Source organism: Rubripirellula tenax, from assembly GCF_007860125.1.
Classification (GTDB): domain Bacteria; phylum Planctomycetota; class Planctomycetia; order Pirellulales; family Pirellulaceae; genus Rubripirellula; species Rubripirellula tenax.
The window spans coordinates 623,751-640,444 of record NZ_SJPW01000006.1; the positions used below are offsets into that span (position 1 = coordinate 623,751).

14 protein-coding genes and 1 pseudogene are annotated in these 16,694 nt (G+C 54.3%); 14 read left to right on the forward strand and 1 reads right to left on the reverse strand.

Annotation, left to right across the window (positions count from 1 at the left end; genetic code table 11):
* Window positions 1-29: 29 nt before the first annotated feature.
* The 10 genes and pseudogenes from Poly51_RS23160 (at window position 30) to Poly51_RS23205 (ending at window position 11,839) form a co-directional block, all read left to right on the forward strand.
* A complete protein-coding gene (locus Poly51_RS23160) occupies window positions 30-2,552 on the forward strand; it encodes a beta-propeller fold lactonase family protein (RefSeq protein WP_186775747.1) in 2,523 nt (840 codons plus the stop codon).
* A gap of 189 nt (window positions 2,553-2,741) precedes the next feature.
* Complete coding sequence (locus tag Poly51_RS23165) at window positions 2,742-3,863, forward strand: ISAs1 family transposase (protein WP_146460529.1); 1,122 nt, start codon at window positions 2,742-2,744, stop codon at window positions 3,861-3,863.
* A 29-nt stretch (window positions 3,864-3,892) separates the two neighbouring features.
* Window positions 3,893-4,153, forward strand: coding sequence for a glycosyltransferase (locus tag Poly51_RS23170; RefSeq protein WP_146460530.1), 261 nt, complete (start codon window positions 3,893-3,895; stop codon window positions 4,151-4,153).
* Between the two features lie 83 nt (window positions 4,154-4,236).
* Window positions 4,237-5,484, forward strand: coding sequence for a DUF1559 domain-containing protein (locus tag Poly51_RS23175; protein ID WP_146460532.1), 1,248 nt, complete (start codon window positions 4,237-4,239; stop codon window positions 5,482-5,484).
* An 873-nt stretch (window positions 5,485-6,357) separates the two neighbouring features.
* A pseudogene (locus tag Poly51_RS31900) lies at window positions 6,358-6,612 on the forward strand (glycosyltransferase family 2 protein); the annotation flags it as partial.
* Window positions 6,613-6,704: 92 nt separating this feature from the next.
* Window positions 6,705-7,388 carry a transposase gene (locus tag Poly51_RS23185; protein ID WP_146460536.1) on the forward strand — a complete coding sequence of 228 codons (684 nt, stop codon included), beginning with the start codon at window positions 6,705-6,707 and terminating at the stop codon, window positions 7,386-7,388.
* Window positions 7,389-7,504: 116 nt separating this feature from the next.
* Entirely contained in the window at window positions 7,505-8,833 is a 1,329-nt protein-coding gene (locus Poly51_RS23190; RefSeq protein WP_315853680.1) for a DUF1559 domain-containing protein, read from the forward strand.
* Between the two features lie 38 nt (window positions 8,834-8,871).
* Window positions 8,872-9,288: a hypothetical protein gene (locus Poly51_RS23195; protein ID WP_146460540.1), complete on the forward strand. Its 417-nt coding sequence runs from the start codon at window positions 8,872-8,874 to the stop codon at window positions 9,286-9,288.
* Window positions 9,289-9,306: 18 nt separating this feature from the next.
* The gene (locus Poly51_RS23200; RefSeq protein ID WP_146460542.1) at window positions 9,307-10,296 is read left to right on the forward strand and encodes a transposase; all 990 of its coding nucleotides are present in this window, start codon (window positions 9,307-9,309) and stop codon (window positions 10,294-10,296) included.
* Window positions 10,297-10,627: 331 nt separating this feature from the next.
* Window positions 10,628-11,839 (forward strand): ISAs1 family transposase, encoded by a 1,212-nt coding sequence (locus Poly51_RS23205; RefSeq protein WP_246114707.1) that lies wholly within the window; start codon window positions 10,628-10,630, stop codon window positions 11,837-11,839.
* 37 nt (window positions 11,840-11,876) lie between these two features.
* Here the strand turns inward: Poly51_RS23205 and Poly51_RS23210 are convergent, their stop codons facing one another.
* The gene (locus Poly51_RS23210) at window positions 11,877-13,307 is read right to left on the reverse strand and encodes an outer membrane protein assembly factor BamB family protein (protein WP_222435909.1); all 1,431 of its coding nucleotides are present in this window, start codon (window positions 13,305-13,307) and stop codon (window positions 11,877-11,879) included.
* Between the two features lie 508 nt (window positions 13,308-13,815).
* Here Poly51_RS23210 and Poly51_RS31420 point away from each other — a divergent pair.
* The 4 genes from Poly51_RS31420 (at window position 13,816) to Poly51_RS23225 (ending at window position 16,514) form a co-directional block, all read left to right on the forward strand.
* Window positions 13,816-14,115: a TetR/AcrR family transcriptional regulator gene (locus tag Poly51_RS31420; RefSeq protein WP_246114708.1), complete on the forward strand. Its 300-nt coding sequence runs from the start codon at window positions 13,816-13,818 to the stop codon at window positions 14,113-14,115.
* Window positions 14,048-14,398 (forward strand): TetR family transcriptional regulator C-terminal domain-containing protein, encoded by a 351-nt coding sequence (locus tag Poly51_RS31425; protein ID WP_390621802.1) that lies wholly within the window; start codon window positions 14,048-14,050, stop codon window positions 14,396-14,398. The genes Poly51_RS31420 and Poly51_RS31425 overlap by 68 nt, the downstream gene beginning before the upstream one ends.
* A gap of 594 nt (window positions 14,399-14,992) precedes the next feature.
* Complete coding sequence (locus tag Poly51_RS23220; RefSeq protein WP_246114710.1) at window positions 14,993-15,640, forward strand: peroxiredoxin-like family protein; 648 nt, start codon at window positions 14,993-14,995, stop codon at window positions 15,638-15,640.
* A gap of 118 nt (window positions 15,641-15,758) precedes the next feature.
* Window positions 15,759-16,514 carry an SDR family oxidoreductase gene (locus Poly51_RS23225; protein ID WP_146460546.1) on the forward strand — a complete coding sequence of 252 codons (756 nt, stop codon included), beginning with the start codon at window positions 15,759-15,761 and terminating at the stop codon, window positions 16,512-16,514.
* Window positions 16,515-16,694 lie beyond the last annotated feature (180 nt).

A 16,694-nucleotide genomic window follows, 5' to 3' on the forward strand; every position in this document is an offset into this window, starting at 1 on the left:
TCGCCAGACGGACATTTTGAATGGATAGGATGAGTTTGAAACTTTTCAAGAGTGTGCCGCACACCATTTGCGGAATCGTATTCGTCCTCGCGACGCTATCCGCATTTTCGCCGCAGACCGCGCACGGCGATGAGCAGCGATTGGTGCTGTCTTTGGCGAAGCAAGAGGAACTGGCGATCCTTTCGATCGACAATGACGGAGCATTGCAACTTCGTGATCGAATCGCCAACGATGGGCAACCAGGGGCGAGCTGTTTTGATTCAACCGGGTTGAATTTCTATGTCGCGTCGAGCGGGCCTTCGACCGTGGGCGTCTATCGCGTTGGACCGGACGGGTTCGAACAATTGCAATCGGTAGCGGTTCCCGCCAAGCCATCGTACTTGACCATCGACCCGTCCGGCCAATTCTTGCTCGCGTCGTATTTCGCGACGGGACAAGTGAGCGTGCATCGCATTGTCGGTGAAGGCCGTTTGTCAAACGAACCGATTGAATTGTTGACGATCGACGAACGGGCGCACGGCATAGCGTTGGACCCGAGCGGCCGTTTCGCGTTTGTGCCTCATACTCGCCCCAACGCCATCACTCAATTGCGTTTCGATGCAGTCACTGGGAAACTGTCGCTGAACGATCCGCCGAAGATCAAGAGAACGGAACCAGCCGGCCCGCGTCATCTTTGGTTGCACCCGGGCGGTCGTTTTGCATTCGGAAGTGATGAAGCCGGCCGCAGCATCACGGCGTACCGGTTCAACAAAAGAACCGGAACGCTGGATCATCTTCAAACCGAATCGAGTCTGCCGCCGGAGTACACTGGGAAGGGTTCGACTTCACACGTCGAAGTTCACCCAAACGGCAAGTTTGCGTTCATCGCCAATCGCGTCCAGGGAAGTATTGCGGTCTTTGGAATCGACGAAGAAGTCGGACGGATGAGTTTCATTGATAGAACGCCAACCGAAAAGAATGTGCGGTCGTTCAATCTTTCTCCCGATGGGCGGTTCCTGGTCGCAGCCGGTCAGGGGTCAGGAAGAATCGTCTGCTACAAGATCGCGGCGGACGGTCGCTTGAGCGACGTTTCGAAGCTCGATGTCGGCGGGACCCCGTGGTGGGTCCAGTTCTATCCCGGTGTCGCCATGGCGCGATCTGCGGGCGTTGCATCGGCAAGAAGTGTGGCGTCTGTCGACCGCAGCTTGACTCTCGGTCAGGGCGTCATGTCCGGTGAAGTATCCGACACCTCGGTGTTGTTGCAAACGCGATTGACGCTTGGCAATGAACTGGATCACCATGGCGACGTTCCTGGCGTACAGGGAGTCGCTTGTTTCGAATGGTCAACGAGAGAAGATTTCGCAGATTCAGAACGAACGGATTTTCAACAGGCGCTACCCCAACGCGACTTCATCGTTCGGACCAAACTAAGCAAGTTGACGCCCGATACGAAGTATTTTTTTCGAGCGATCTATGGTGTTTCGCCGACGTTCACGGCTCTTGGCCCGACATGTTCGTTCCGCACTCTACCCGGTGCCAACGGCCATCGTGATGTAACGTTTATCGTCGGAAGTTGTATGAACTACATCAAGTTCATGCACGGTAAAGCGGGAAAAGCGAGCGGACCGTTGACGGCAACCGATGAAGACAAACGATTGGGTTTCCCGGCATTCACGGCAATGAAGAACTTGCAGCCCGAGTTCTTTGTCGGGACGGGTGACATCGTTTACTACGACAACCCGTACCGTGTCTGCGAAACGCAAGAAGAGCTTCGTCGATGTTGGCACGAACAGTTTCGCTTTCCAAGATTGATCGATTTCTTTCAGGATACGCCCACGTATTGGTCCAAGGATGACCACGATTTTCGCTTCAACGATTCTGACAACGAAACGAACCGATTGCCCTTACCCATGACGGGCATCGGCATGTTCCGCGAGCAGTTGCCGATCGTACCCAATGATGCACCGAACCCCGTGACGTATCGTACGATTCGGGTCAGCCACGATGTTCAAATTTGGATGACGGAAGGACGCGATTATCGATCCGCAAATGAGGCGCCTGACGGACCGGAGAAGTCGATTTGGGGCACGGAACAACGTGATTGGTTGCAAGCGAAGTTGAAGGCAAGCGATGCAAAGTGGAAGCTATTGATCAGTCCGACGCCGATGGTTGGCCCCGACGACGCCTACAAGAAAGACAATCACGCATCGTTGGCTGGTTTCCGTCACGAAGCCGATTCGTTTTTCAAATGGGTAAACGAGAACCGAATCGAAAACTTGTTTCTCGTCTGTGGCGATCGGCACTGGCAATACCACAGTGTCCACCCGACTGGCGTCCATGAGTTTGCCTGCGGCGCTTTGAACGATGAAAATTCACGCATGGGTGTTTCCCCAGGCGCGGAATATGGAACTGACCCCAGGGGTTTGATCCAACAGTCCTATAGTTCCACCGAACCCAGCGGAGGATTCTTGCAATTCATCGTTGGGGAAACACTTGGTGTTACTTTCTTCGACGATCAGGGCAAGGCCCTGCACCGCGTGAGATTCCCGGTTGACTCGTTGGAAAACAAATGAAGTCTGGCTCAATCGTACTTAACGATCCGTCCCTGATCGGTTGCCGAGTTGATTCATAGCGGAAGTGCACGAGCCCAATACCCAGGGCGATTGCGCCACACTGGGCAAACTGCGAAGCTGAGCAAGGGTTCGTGATTGGGTGGCTGGTTTGCAGCGGCCGGGCGAATCGACTCGCTTCGGATTCACTCGATGGAACGCTCCGCTTCGTTGGTTGAACAGCTCAAGGCCGTCTCGGACCCGCGTCCGGGCGAACCTGTTTATCCATTGGTCAATGTCTTGTTCATGACCATCTGTGCGGTCATCGCGGGCGCGGATGATTTTGTTGCGATTGCAAAGTTTGCCAACACAAAGAAGGAGTGGTTTGCAAAGTTCCTTGATATGACCCAAGGGGTCCCTTCGCACGATCGTTTCAACGCGATTCTCAACGCGATCAAGCCTGAAGAGTTTGAACCGATGTTGCTTCAGTGGATCACCCAGTTGCATAAGATTACCGACGGCCAAGTCATTGCGATCGACGGCAAGACGCTTCGTCGAAGCTATGACACGGCCACCGGCAAGGCAGCCATTCACATGGTCAGTGCGTGGGCGACGGACAATCACATCAGTCTTGGTCAAACAGTCGTCGACGCGAAGAGCAACGAAATCACAGCGATCCCCAAGCTGCTCGAAATGATCGACGTTTCCGGGGGTTTGGTGACGATCGACGCGATGGGATGCCAAACCGAGATCGCTGCAAGGATCGTTGACGAAGGTGCGGACTATTGCTTGGCGGTAAAAGGAAATCAACCGACGCTGCATGAGGGAATCAAGGCATTCTTTCTGGATCACCTTGAAGATGACTTTGCAAGAATCAAGGTATCCGAGCATCACACGAAGGAAACCGGTCACGGACGTATCGACGAGCGTAGCTACTACTTGTGTGAAGTTCCCGACGACCTTCCTGACGCAGGTCGTTGGAAGGATCTATGTGCGATCGGCATGTCGATCAATAACACACAGCGTCGTAAAGGCGACGAGATCGCGGTGCGTTACTACATCCTCAACAAAGTGGTAGACGGGGAATTGTTCGCCGGTGCGGTGCGAGATCATTGGGGCATCGAAAACAGTTGCCATTGGCAGTTGGATGTGACGTTCGGCGAAGACCAGTGTCGCATTCGCAAAGGGCATGGGGACGAGAACTTTAGTACGCTCAGACGGACAGCTTTAAGTCTGCTCAAGCAAGAAAAGACGGCTAAGTGCGGAGTCAAAAACAAGCGGCTCAACGCTGGCTGGGACGATAACTACATGGAGAAGGTCGTTTTCAGCCGGTAAATCCCCGTGCAATCGCCCTGGGGTTTGGGATGGTCGTGCCCGAAGCTCAAGCGGCGGGAGTTCCGGTCATCGCTAGCCGCCGCGGAGGGCTTCCTGAAAGCGTCGGAGGCGGCGGGGTTCTTGTCGACGAGTATCAAGACGCGGCAAGCTGGGCACGCATCATCGAAGAGCTACTTCATAGTCGCGATTTCTACTCGAATCTTCGCACGGCAGGGTGGTCATCGGTGGAACGGCCCCAGTTTTCGGAATCGGCCGTGGTCAAGTCGTTTTTGCGAGGCATCGCTTCTTGAATGGGTAGTAAAATCGCGAGGTAGTTTCGTGTAGAATTGGTGCAAATAACGTGGGTCGTCGCAAGTCTGGGGCAGTGAATCTGATGCAGAAAAATCTCGTTCGTTTTCGAGCCTTTACGCTCGTCGAGTTACTTGTAGTGATTGCGATCATCGGCGTTTTGGTCGGATTACTTTTGCCGGCAGTGCAGTCCGCTCGCGAAGCCGCCCGACGTATGAGTTGCGGAAATAACTTCAAGCAAGTTGGTTTGGCACTTCACAACTACCACTCAGCCTTCAAAAATCTGCCGAAGCAAATGGGCGGAACGGTTTTCTGCGGTACCTTTGGCTATGTCACAGGGGCAACTCCGCAGCAGGCTGGTAGCACGAACGGCAATGAGTTGAGTGCCTTTCCGGGACTGTTGCCTTTCATGGAGCAACAGGCACTCTGGGAGCAGATTAGCAATGTTTACGAAGTCCAGGTTGGAAGCCCCGGAACGTACTTCGCCGCGATGGGGCCACACCCCAATATGAACTTGGACGAGCAAGCGGCTCATTTGTATGAACCATGGATGGCAGAGATTCAAACGCTTCGATGCCCGAGCGATCCGGGCGTTGGTCTACCGGCACTGGGAAGAACCAATTTCACATTTTGTGTTGGTGATGCGATTCAACAAACAAACATAGGGCCGGGGGATCCCGAGGGACGCTTTACCTCAATTCCCTCACAACGAGCTCGTGAATCATGCCGTGGAGTTTTTGTAAATCGAATGTTTACGAGCTTTGCCGATATCCGAGACGGGTTGTCGAACACGATCGCGATGGGAGAAGTCATTACCGATCTTGGTGACGGCGATGTGCGATCGGTGATCGGCGCATCCGCGGTGGAGTTAAGGACAAATCCAAACGCTTGCGCAACGATGATTGATCCGTTACGCCCAAGTTTCTGGTTGCCAGGGACTCCGGAAGCGGGGACGATTCCAACAAATCGGCGCGGCCATAAATGGGCGTGTGGTCGCGTAGGATACACGGGGTTTCAAACAATCCTGCCACCGAACCGACAAAGTTGTACTTGGAACAGTTCCTTCGGGAATGTTACGGACTTGCTGGATGAGGGAGTGCTTAGCGCCGCGAGTCGACATCCAGGAGGCGCTCATGTCCTCTTAGCCGACGGTGCGGTTCGGTTCATCACTGACTCGATCGAAGCGGGGAACAGTGGTCATGCCAGCGTTCGCCAGAATGGCACCGCGATGGATCCAACGCTTCCGACGGTTCCAGGATCGAAAAGCCCTTACGGACTTTGGGGGGCACTCGGTAGTCGTGGATCGGCCGAGCCCATTGCGGCAGACTTTTGAGTTTGACGTGTTTCATCGCTTTAAGAAGAAGAGTCCGGTGTGAATAGGCCCAAGTTATCGTCCGTCGCCGTACTGGGTTCCTACCGTGGCGGCACCTCTGTTGTTACGGGACTGCTTAAGCACTTCGGTTTTTTCGTCGGAGACGCGTTCTTCAACGCGTGGAACGGGTATTGGACTTACGAAGATGTTTACCTAAGGCGGCTATGTCTGGAGTGCTTTGACGAGCGTGAGGGAAATTGGAGTCACCGAGCTGACTTTGCCACTCGTGTTGAGCGTCTTTCGCGGTGGAGTGAGTGGGCGAGATGGCGAGCGGTGGAAGAAGATGCATGTGGTATCGCTGGCAAGCATCCGACGCTGTGCAAATTGGTACCTGAATTGACCGATGCTTGGACAAGTGATGGCGGATCTGCTGCGAAACTGGTCTCAGTATCCCGGGATGCTGAATCGATCATTTCGGCTTGGCGAAAATCAAAGTCTCCCAACGGGCACCCATGGTGGCCTCGCGGGGACGTAGAGGACATTGTTCACGACCTGATCCGTTGCCGGGATTCGAGCCTCGAGGGCGTCGAACATTTTGTTTTTGACTACGAACGTCTGCGACGCGAACCGGAATTCGAGATTGGTCGGTTGGCCGACTACTGTGAAGTCGGCGATATCCGAAAGTCGATCGCGATTGATTGGTACACCGACACTTGTCGAGCTCTTGGGCAGGGAACTCCGCTCGTGCTGGGGTGGGAGCACTCGGCGAATCCAGAGAGTGGAAAGCCGCCTACTGAATTGCCGGAACTGCAAAATGCTATGTCGAATGCCTTTGTTGACTTGCAGGTTTCCAGGCGACTGCCTTCGCTGCCGCTGGACAAGGTCTTATGCGTCATGATCACTTTCAACGAACGATTGCGATTGCCCGACACGCTGCGGCACTATCGCAGTTTGGGCGTTGACCGGTTTGCGATCATCGATAATGGATCGGATGACGGCACCGTTGAACTACTCCTATCGCAGCACGACTGCGATGTCTATTTCATGCCTCATGCGTATCGAAGTTCGGTGGGCGGATCAGGTTGGTCGTCGACCCTGATACGAGAGTTTTATGGCACCGGCCGTTGGGTCGTTTGCACCGACGCCGATGAACAGACAAGGAAAAGGTGTCAGGTACCGTTTCTATGCGCCATGCCTGGCATTTTGTTAGAATCCAGCTTTAACGCGACTGGAATCGGGCGATGGGAAGAGCCAAGCGGGCGGACGCTGCCGGTGCGATCTACCACATGCTCAATCGTGCCAATTGGCGGACTGAGCTGTTCGAGAAGATGGCCGACTATGAAGCCTTCGAACGAATCCTCGTCGACGCGGTCACCCGTTTCGAGATTGATCTGTTCAGTTACTGCGTGATGCCCAATCACTGGCACATGGTCGTTCGTCCGCGACAGGATGGTGAAATGTCGAGATTCGCCCAGCGGTTGCAGTTGACGCATACTCAGCGCTATCACGCCCATCATCACTCGGCGGGCCGGGGCCATCTGTACCAGGGCCGATACAAGTCGTTCCCCGTTCAAGACGATGAGCATTTCCTGACGGTCAATCGTTACGTCGAACGAAACGCCTTCTCGGCAGAGCTCTGTCAATCACCCGAGGACTGGCGATTCGGAAGCCTCTGGCGTTGGAACTCAGGCACGACAACCGAGCGTTCGCTACTGACACCGTGGCCGATTGCCAGACGCCCCGATTGGATCGGTTGGGTGCGGCGGACATTGTCGGATCGCGAATTGGAAAGGCTGCGATGGTGCGTTCAGCGTGGAAGCCCCTTTGGCGGTGAAGCTTGGGTAGAATCAATCGCTCGCCGGTATGACCTGGAGTCAACCTTGCGTCCGCGGGGTCGCCCGAAGAAGACTCCGCCACCGGAGTGACGAAACAATTCGCAAGGCAGGTCGTTAGGCGGCTGGACGGTCAACTATCAGTAGGCCTGACGGATTAGAATTGTCAGTGGACGTGGCAACTATCTAAAACCTTACTCCGCCAGAGAATGCTGAAAGAGATGGTCCCTCCGTCTAAAATCATTAAATGTCGTTTGCGAATTCGAAAATCTGGGGCAGTGAATCTTATGAAAAAAGTTGTTCGTTTCCGAGCATTTACACTCGTTGAGCTGCTCGTGGTGATCGCTATCGTTGGTGTTCTCGTCGGCTTGCTTTTGCCGGCAGTACAAGCGGCTCGCGAAGCGGCGAGACGCATGAGCTGCGGAAATAATTTTAAGCAGCTAGGGTTAGCGATTCACAACTACCACTCGGCATTTAAAAATCTGCCAAAGCAAATGGGTGGAACTTTCTTCGCCGGACCGTTGATGGGTGGTGGGATTCCTGGTCCAACTCCTCAACAGGCAGGTGGGCACAACGGGAATGAGTTGAGCGCTTTTCCAGGTCTGCTGCCGTTTATGGAACAGCAACCGCTTTGGGAGAAGATTTCGAACGTCTATCCGGTAACTGTCGGTGCTCCTGGGACGTTTTACGCTCCCATGGGCCCCCATCCCAATGTTAGCCTGGCGGACCAGCAAGCACATCGGTATGAACCTTGGATGACGGAGATCGCCCTGCTAAGGTGCCCGAGTGACCCAGGCGTAGGGCTCCCTGCTTTCGGGCGCACGAATTATTCATTTTGTGTCGGGGATGCAGTTCAACAAACCAATGTGGGCCCTGAAGACCCTGTGGGGCGCATCACCTCGACAACTGCATTGCGAACTCGGGAGTCATGCCGCGGCGTTTTTGTAAATCGTAAAGTGATGAGTTTCAACAACATCTCGGACGGTCTCTCAAACACGATCGCCATGGGCGAAATCATCACCGACCTTGGTGACGGAGATTCTCGATCTCAGGTTGCGGCATCTGATGTCGAACTGAGGACAAATCCAAACTACTGCTCCGTCTTCTTGGATACTTCGCGACCAAGATTTTGGATACCTGGAACTCCAGAAGCAGGTGCTGACTCCACAAATCGGCGTGGACATAAATGGGCGTGTGGTCGAGTCGGATATACTGGCTTTCAAACGATTTTGCCACCGAATCGGCAAAGCTGTACCTGGAATAGCTCGTTCGATTCGATAACAGACTTACTTGATGAGGGCGTGCTCAGTGCAGCAAGTCGTCATCCAGGTGGCGCGCATGCAATGATGTCGGACGGCGCAGTTCGTTTTGTAACTGACTCCATTGATGCTGGAGACGGAAGTCACGGCAGCGTTCGAGAAAATGGGACCGTCATGGACCCAACACTTCCAACAGTTCCAGGTTCAAAGAGCCCTTATGGGCTCTGGGGCTCACTCGGAAGCCGGGCATCAGGTGAAGCCATCGCATCCGAGTTTTGAACGAACGAGCAACCTCGTAAACGGGGGAAGGATTTGCAGTGAAGACGCAAGCGTTTTCGACAGTTGCCGTGCTGGGGTCATACCGGGGCGGTACGTCGGTGGTCACAGGCTTACTGAACCAGTTCGGGTATTTCGTAGGAGATGCGTTTTTCCACGCCTGGAATGGGTATGGTACGTACGAAGATTTACACCTGAGGCGGATTTGCCTGGAGTGTTTCGACGAACGGGAAGGTCATTGGAAGCTTCTGGGTGAGACAGAATTTCGTATCGACCGGCTTGCTCGTTGGAAAATCTGGGCACAGTGGAGGGCTACGGAAACAGGTGCGATTGGCATCGCAGGCAAACATCCGTCGATGTGCAAATTCGGGGAAACGCTGCGCGTCGGGTCATGTTTGGGTTTCGGGGTTGACGGGTTATTGATCGTCGGAGAAAATGTGTGTTTTGGAATTTCCTAGCCTGACTGGAATGTCCTCGTGCCACGCCGGCCCAGACTGGAGTATGCGAACGCGATCTACCACGTCGTGACCCGTGGAGAGGGACGCCGGAAACTCTTTCATGACCAGAGTCATTTTGAACGGTTCACTCAGGGATTGGTCGACGAAGTCGATCGCAGTGGATGGTTGGTGGTCGCCTACTGCTGGATGCCAAATCATATTCACGCTTTGATCCGGACGCCGCAGCCTAACCTCGCTCGCGGGATGCAGCACTGGCTCAGCGGATATGCAAATTGGTACGCCAAACGCAATCGACGTAGCGGTCATCTGTTTCAAGGCCGCTACAAAGCCTTTCCGGTCGAGGACGAAGGGTACTACTGGAACTTGAGTCGTTACATCCACTTGAACCCTTGCAACGGTGGCAAGCCACTTGCGGAATCGCCCGAAGCGTATTCGCATAGCAGTTACTCTGGCTATGCCCGCAAGAGTCGGCGCGTCGATTGGATTGCCTACGACGAGCACCATCGCTACTGGAGCGGGCTCAATGGAGGCAGTGACACAGCATCGGCCTACCGGCGGTTTGTCAAATCGGGAATGAACTGCCCGAATGATCCCAAGGTGGATCGCCTGAGGGACTGGGTCTACGGTGGAGAAGACTTCTTCAGGCGAATGTTGGCTCTCGCAGCGAACGAGGACGACGCTGAGCATCATCGGCTAGCTCGCCGGACATCAGCGGTGACGGTCGATCAAGTGATGTTGGTGACGGCCAAAGAGTACGGAGTTTCTGTCAACGACTACCGTGGTTTCCGCAGTCACGCCGGGGGGCGAGACATCGCGGCCTACCTGTGCCGCAAGTACACGACTGCTACACTTTCCGAGCTATCCACACAGTTCGGACTCGGCCATCCCGACAGTTCTTCCGATATGGTAAAGCGAGCGAAAAAGTTGCTAATCAACAACTCGAAAGTGGGGACGCGAGTCAAGAAGATCGAAAGCCTGCTTGGGATCAAACCCGAAACCCGCACATGACCCCACGCGAAGCGTTTCGCTGACCCCCGTACCGTTGTTGGTTTGAACTGCAGCTTCCTTGTAGACCAGCGATTCATCCGGCTGGAAATCCGCAGCACTAGCCATCATTGGCATCAAGGCGAACAGTAAAAACGCGATTGGTTTCATGGGGATCGCTCTCGGGTTTATGCGTAGAGAGGTTCTCAAAGAATCGTTTTTGAAGAATCAAACAAAATTGGGAGCAGCTAGGGCCGGTTTCACCGATCGGTCACGCCAACTACCGGCCGGTGCGAACCCAGGGCCGACGCGCACTTTAGGCAATCTGGGCTAGCGCGGTTGGTTTGAATCCGGGATGATTCGTTTTGTCGACTTTGTGTTTTCAAAACGATGTTACCCGGGCAGCGACGTGGCCAAGAAAAAGACGACTGAGATCTGTGTTGAAGATATTCTCAATGACTTTGCCGAACTGCCTGACCCGCGTTCGCACGTCAACCAGCGGCATCTGCTTGGCGACATCATCGTGATCAGCATCATGGCGGTCATCGCTGGTGCAGACGGCCCCAAGGCGATCGGCGTTTGGGCCAAGAGCAATGAAGACTGGCTGAAAGATCGTTTGAAGTTGCCCTCGGGGGTTCCCTCGCATGACACCATCGGTCGCGTGTTGATGACGCTCAAACCAGCGGCGTTTCAATCCTGTTTCGAGCGTTGGATCAAACGGCTCTCTGGTAAGCCAAAGCAAGGTGAACTGGATATTGTGGCAATCGATGGTAAGGCTCTTCGTCGTAGCCATGATCGGGCCGGTGGTCTTGGTCCGCTGTTTCTGGTCAGTGCTTGGGCGGTAACGCGTGGGATCAGCTTGGGACAATTGGCGACGGCCGAAAAGTCGAACGAAATCACCGCAATCCCTGAACTTCTGGACCAAATCGAGATCAAGAAGTCCGTCGTCACCATCGACGCAGCAGGATGCCAAAGGAACATCGCGGCGAAAATTGTCGATGGCAAAGGCGACTACGTTTTGGCACTCAAAGGCAATCAGGGAACACTGCATGATGCCGTGATCGACTACATCACAAGGCACATGGAAAACGACTTTGCCGACACCACCGTCCGGAAGCACGTCGAGCGGGTCAAGGGACACGGCCGCAACGATGAATTGATCTACTATCAATTGCCCGTCCCTGAAGAACTGGTGGGGAAGGAGAAATGGAAGAACATGCGGACCATTGGTGTTGTGATTCGGATGAGTGAAAGCGGGAAGAAGTGGACCAGTGATGTTCGCTACTACATCAGTTCGCTCGCGCTCGGAGTGAAGCGGTTCGCAGCATGCGTGCGAGGTCATTGGGGCATCGAGAATACGCTTCACTGGTGCCTGGATGTCACGTTTCGCGAGGACGAAAGCCGAGTGCGAAACCGAATACTCGCGGACAACTTGGCATGGCTCAAACGGTTCGCAATCAGCCTACTAAAGCAAGTCGACAACAAGGAAAGCATCGCGATGCGTCGCCGAATGGCCGGTTGGAACCCAAACTTCCTCGCGCAAGTCCTTGGAATACCAACGAGTTAGTATGCGTCGGCCCTGGGTGCGAACCAGCCCTTCGTAACTACTTCGCTTGCCGATCGACGGGCGACTGGTTTTCGATGCAGTACAGATTTTCGCTCGTTCGCAAATAGATCCGTCCGTCAGCCAGGGCGGGAGTGCTCCAAGTCTGCTGATCGAATTCATTGGCGGCCAGCAATTCATACTTGTCCGACGACGATAAGACATGAGTCATTCCGTTTGAATCAAGCGAGAAAACACGTGTTCCATCTGTCCACGGCGACGCCCAGAAAGCTTTCGCACCGCGTAAACGCTGGCGGTAAACGGTCTCGCCTGTTTCCATGTTGACGCAGCGCATGTTGCCCGCGCTGCGTTCGAACAGGTAAATTTTCCCGTTGCAGATCGTCGGCGATGCCATCTGCATGTCAGCTTTTTCGATCCACCACGCAACGAATTCACTTTCTGGAGAATCGTCTGGTGGAGTGATATCGCCGCTGCCGCCCGGTTTGACGCAGAATAGTCGTCCTCCACCATCGTCTTCGCCCCCACGACTCCTCAGCTCGTTACCAACGAAAAGCTTGTCGCCGTCGGCAACTGGCGTCGCGGAACTGCGTCCCTTCGCCATGTCAAGTTTCCAAAGTAGCTTGCCCGTCGCGGGATCATAAGACCGATAGATCATCCCGCCGATGATCAGTTCGTTTCGCAACGAGTTCTGCCAAATCATTGGGCTGCTGTATTGCGATTTTTCATCGCGTGCGACGCGCCAGATTTCATCGCCGGTTTCCGCGTCCAACGCAATCAAGAATGACTCGACTTGATTGTCAACTTGGACAAACAACTTGCCACCAAAAAGAGTCGGCGAACTGGCGGTTCCCCAATCCGCTCTCATCTCGAAGACGCCAAGATCCTGTTGCCATTGAACTTTCCCTTCCATGTCCAATGCGTAGATGCCGTTCATGCCAAAGTAGGCATAGACCCGCTTGCCGTCGGTCATCGGCGTTTCGGTAGCGTACGTGTTCGTGTTGTGGCGCGGGATCGGTGGTTTTCCTGCCTTGCAAGTCGTTCGCCAAACTTCGGCACCCGAATCGGCATCGACGCAAATGACTTGATAAAGAAACTCTGTCTCCATCAAGTCCTTCCGCGCACGCCCACCGCCACCAGAGTAAGGTTCCGGACCACTGTCTGCATCCGACAATGGCACCGCGGCGGTCAGGAACACCTTTTTGCTCCAAACGACCGGCTGCGACCAGCCTTCGCCAGCGACAGGGATTTTCCATCGAATGTTCTGTGTCGCCCCATCATGGTCCGACCAAGTCGTCGGCAATGGCCGCGTCGACAGTGCATTGGCATTGGGGCCGCGAAACTGAGGCCAGTTATCCGCTCTTGAGGTCGCGCTGAAGCAGACGATCAGCGACACGATTGCAAAACCGCGGACGATGTTGGTGAGAGTCGGTATTCGTACAGGCATCAGTTCACACATTGGTTTTTCAGGCATTTTTGAATTTCTTCGTCGTGGGAATCATAGCGTGCTGGCGACCCGGCCTGCACCACGAGGAGCAGGCGGGATAACCAATGCATTTGACTTGATTTCAACGGGGCATGGCGAAGTTTTTGACAAACCACGGTCAAGCACCGATTTTCGGTCAAGGTGACCAGTCGCTCTGGGGCATTCTCTCGTCAGTCGATGCGACCGCTGCGGAATCCTCCGCGGAGCGCGGTCCGATCGAAACTGCGTCGGTGTCGTAGATTTGCCATGCCTATCTCCGCCGTCGGCTACCGCAGCGTGGCAAGTCCGATATCAAGAATGGCCAAGAAACAGGTCGCGTCGCTTTTCTTTCACATGCGCTCACTCACTACCGCAGCTGCCCAAACGGCCGATTCAATATCTGTCACCTTTGACCGCTCCTGGAACCAGAACTGAGGCTTTGCATTGTGTTGAACGATCGGTCAATAAGACGCATGTTTGGTGGACGAATCAAGAATATTGTACGCGTGAGGCGGACATGCCCTGGGAAAAATCATTTGAACAATCGGACGTGATCGAGCGGGCGAAGGAGGCCTTCTGGGAAAAGGGATATGCCGCCACATCGATCTCTGACGTCACAGCAGCGACAGGAATCGAACGGGGGAGTCTGTACAACACATTTGACGGGAAACATGATCTTTTCGTGCGTGCGCAGCTGAAGTACCGCGGTGAACGCAGGGCCGGTAAGTTGCGAATGCTGGAAACGGTCAATGATCGGCGTGAAGCGATCGCGATGTTTTTTTCTTTCCCTCGTAAAAGCCACACTGAACGATCCTGACAAGAAAGGATGCTTGCTGTTCGACACCGCGATGGAATTTCCGTCACACGATGATGATGTCAAGCAACTTGTTTCGGAGGAAATTGAAAACGTCGTTGCGTTTTTTGAAGGACGAATCGAGAGAGGCAAGAAGCTTGGCAAGATTCCCGATTCCGTTGACACTCGCCCCACGGCAAAATCCTTGATCGCCCTAGTCATTAGGATTCATGTGCTGGGTCGCGGGGCGTTTGGGAAAACGGCGTTGCAGCAATTCGCGAGATATGCGGTTGGCATGATTTCCTAGGGACGGCAGGTAACAGAAGGGAAGGCTGGGAGTTTGGCTAAAATGTGCGCGATCGTTCAGAGGAGCAAGCCTTCACCATTCTTTAGCGTTCAATTAGACCGACCGGTCAAGACAAGTGTCGCGACTGTGGCGGGCAGATGACTGACTGATTGTTCACACAGCCTCTATGCAACCGCGGCAATGAAGGGCGCTTTGGTCTTCGAGTTTTTCCTGCGTTCCGCTCCCAAGTAGCCTTTCGTCTTTACCGCGTTAAGGATCGTGACGATTGCTCCAACCAGCCTGTTTTCTCGCTACAGCCGAATTTCGTCCTATCTAGGTGACAACGGCAGTGCACGCGCATCGAAGGCTCAGCATCCAACTTAACGCCAATACGAACACGGCATGAGGGGCATCAACAGATGCTGGTCTCCAGTGCGGCCGCCATGTCACATCGAGCTCTCAATTCCCCCCAAGGAAACAACGAAAATGAACACGAAAACAATCCCTCTCGCCTTGCTCTTGCTTGCCCTCGTTTTGAGCGTCAACACTGCGAGCGCGCAGAGTGCGAATCCACAACCCCAATCGATCAAACCAACAGATACAGGAAATACACCAATGCTTTCCAAACTGCTTGAAGAGAAGGTGGCCGCAAGCGCGGAGCGACTGCCTGAAAATGTGCGTCAAACGTACGCTCGGGGTATCGAGACTGTCCGTGAGACCAACATTGAAAACACTGCTAAGCAAGTTGGTGACGCGGCGATCGATGCCCAGTTGTCAGGCTGGGACGGCAAGAGTGTCAAGCTAAGCAGTCTTTGGAATCAAGGGCCGATCGTGCTGGTGTGGTACCGAGGAGGTTGGTGCCCTTATTGCAACATTCAGCTTCGCGCGATGCAGCAGAACATGGACAAGATCGAAAATGCCGGTGCAAAGCTGGTTGTGCTCACCCCCGAATTACCAGAAAAGGCCAAGGAAACGGCTGAGGCAAATGATCTGGGCATCGTGGCCTTGCACGATCAAGGCAATGCTGTGGCACGAAAGTACGGGCTCGTATTCGATCTTCCGGAAGCGATCATTCCAGCGTATCGCGACAAACTAAAACTGCCTGAGTACAACGGGAACCATGCGATGGAACTACCGCTTGCGGCGACCTATGTCATCGACCGGTCCGGCAAGATCACCTACGCGTTCCTTGATGCGGATTACAAAAATCGAGCCGAGCCAGCCGACGTCATCAAAGCAGTCGAAGCGGCCGCTAAAAAATAGTCACGACTGAATTGTCACTCGCGATCATTGCACTGATTTGCGAGCCCTGCATCAGAACGTTTCTTTCCGAGCGAATCATCCGCCACCGGGAAGGGGGCCAACGGAGAGTATCTGTAAGATGAATTCGAAAAGATCAGCAAAGTCCAATGACCGAACCGCACTGGTCACAGGTGGATCGGGCGGCATTGGCAGTGAGATCTGTAGACGATTGGCCGGTAACGGATATCGCGTGGTGGTCCACTATGGAAACGATCGTGACTCCGCGGAAAGAGTCGTCCAGGAGATTGCTGATTCAGGTGGTCTTGCGATCGCGTATTCGGCAGACATTACTGACGAAGTTGCCATTGAGAAAATGTTCGAGTCCGCGTGCTCAGAATTCGGCGGTTTAGATGCTGTCGTGGCGAATGCGGGAGTTGGCGGAGGCGGTCCGATCGCGCAAGTCGAATTGGATGATTTCAAGACGTTGGTCTCTGTTAATCTTGTCGGTGCATTCTTGACTCTGCGCGAATCTGCGCGACGGCTCAGCGACGGTGGACGGTTGATCTTTGTCTCATCGCAGCTGGCCGAACGCCCTCGCGTGGGAACCGGTGCGTATTCAGCGACCAAGGCGGGTGTCGACGCGATGCTTGTTTCGATGTCGCACGAACTTGGGGCGCGAGGGATTACGGTCAACAGTGTTCGCCCTGGGGCCACCGAGCCTGGGATGTTCGCCGCCAGCGACGAGGCACGGAAGGAGTTCTTTCGTGACCTATCGCCGTTCAAACGACTTGGGCACCCCAGTGATATTGCCGCAGTCGTTTCGTTCCTGGCCAGTGACGATGCAGCCTGGGTTACCGGCCAACACATTCGCGCGGATGGCGGTGCGTCGAATTAGTAGGAGGCCGTTCACGCAGGATACCGGCCGGCAGGAACCGGCGTTAATCAGCCTAACTGCACAAAGACTTATGGCGTGATTTGCATTAAACTCTGGGCGTCGAATTAAAGTGAGTTTTCCGGAGGACCGATGTTTGTACCGAAGTCAATGATAGCCGTGTTAGCCGTGTTCCCGTTCATC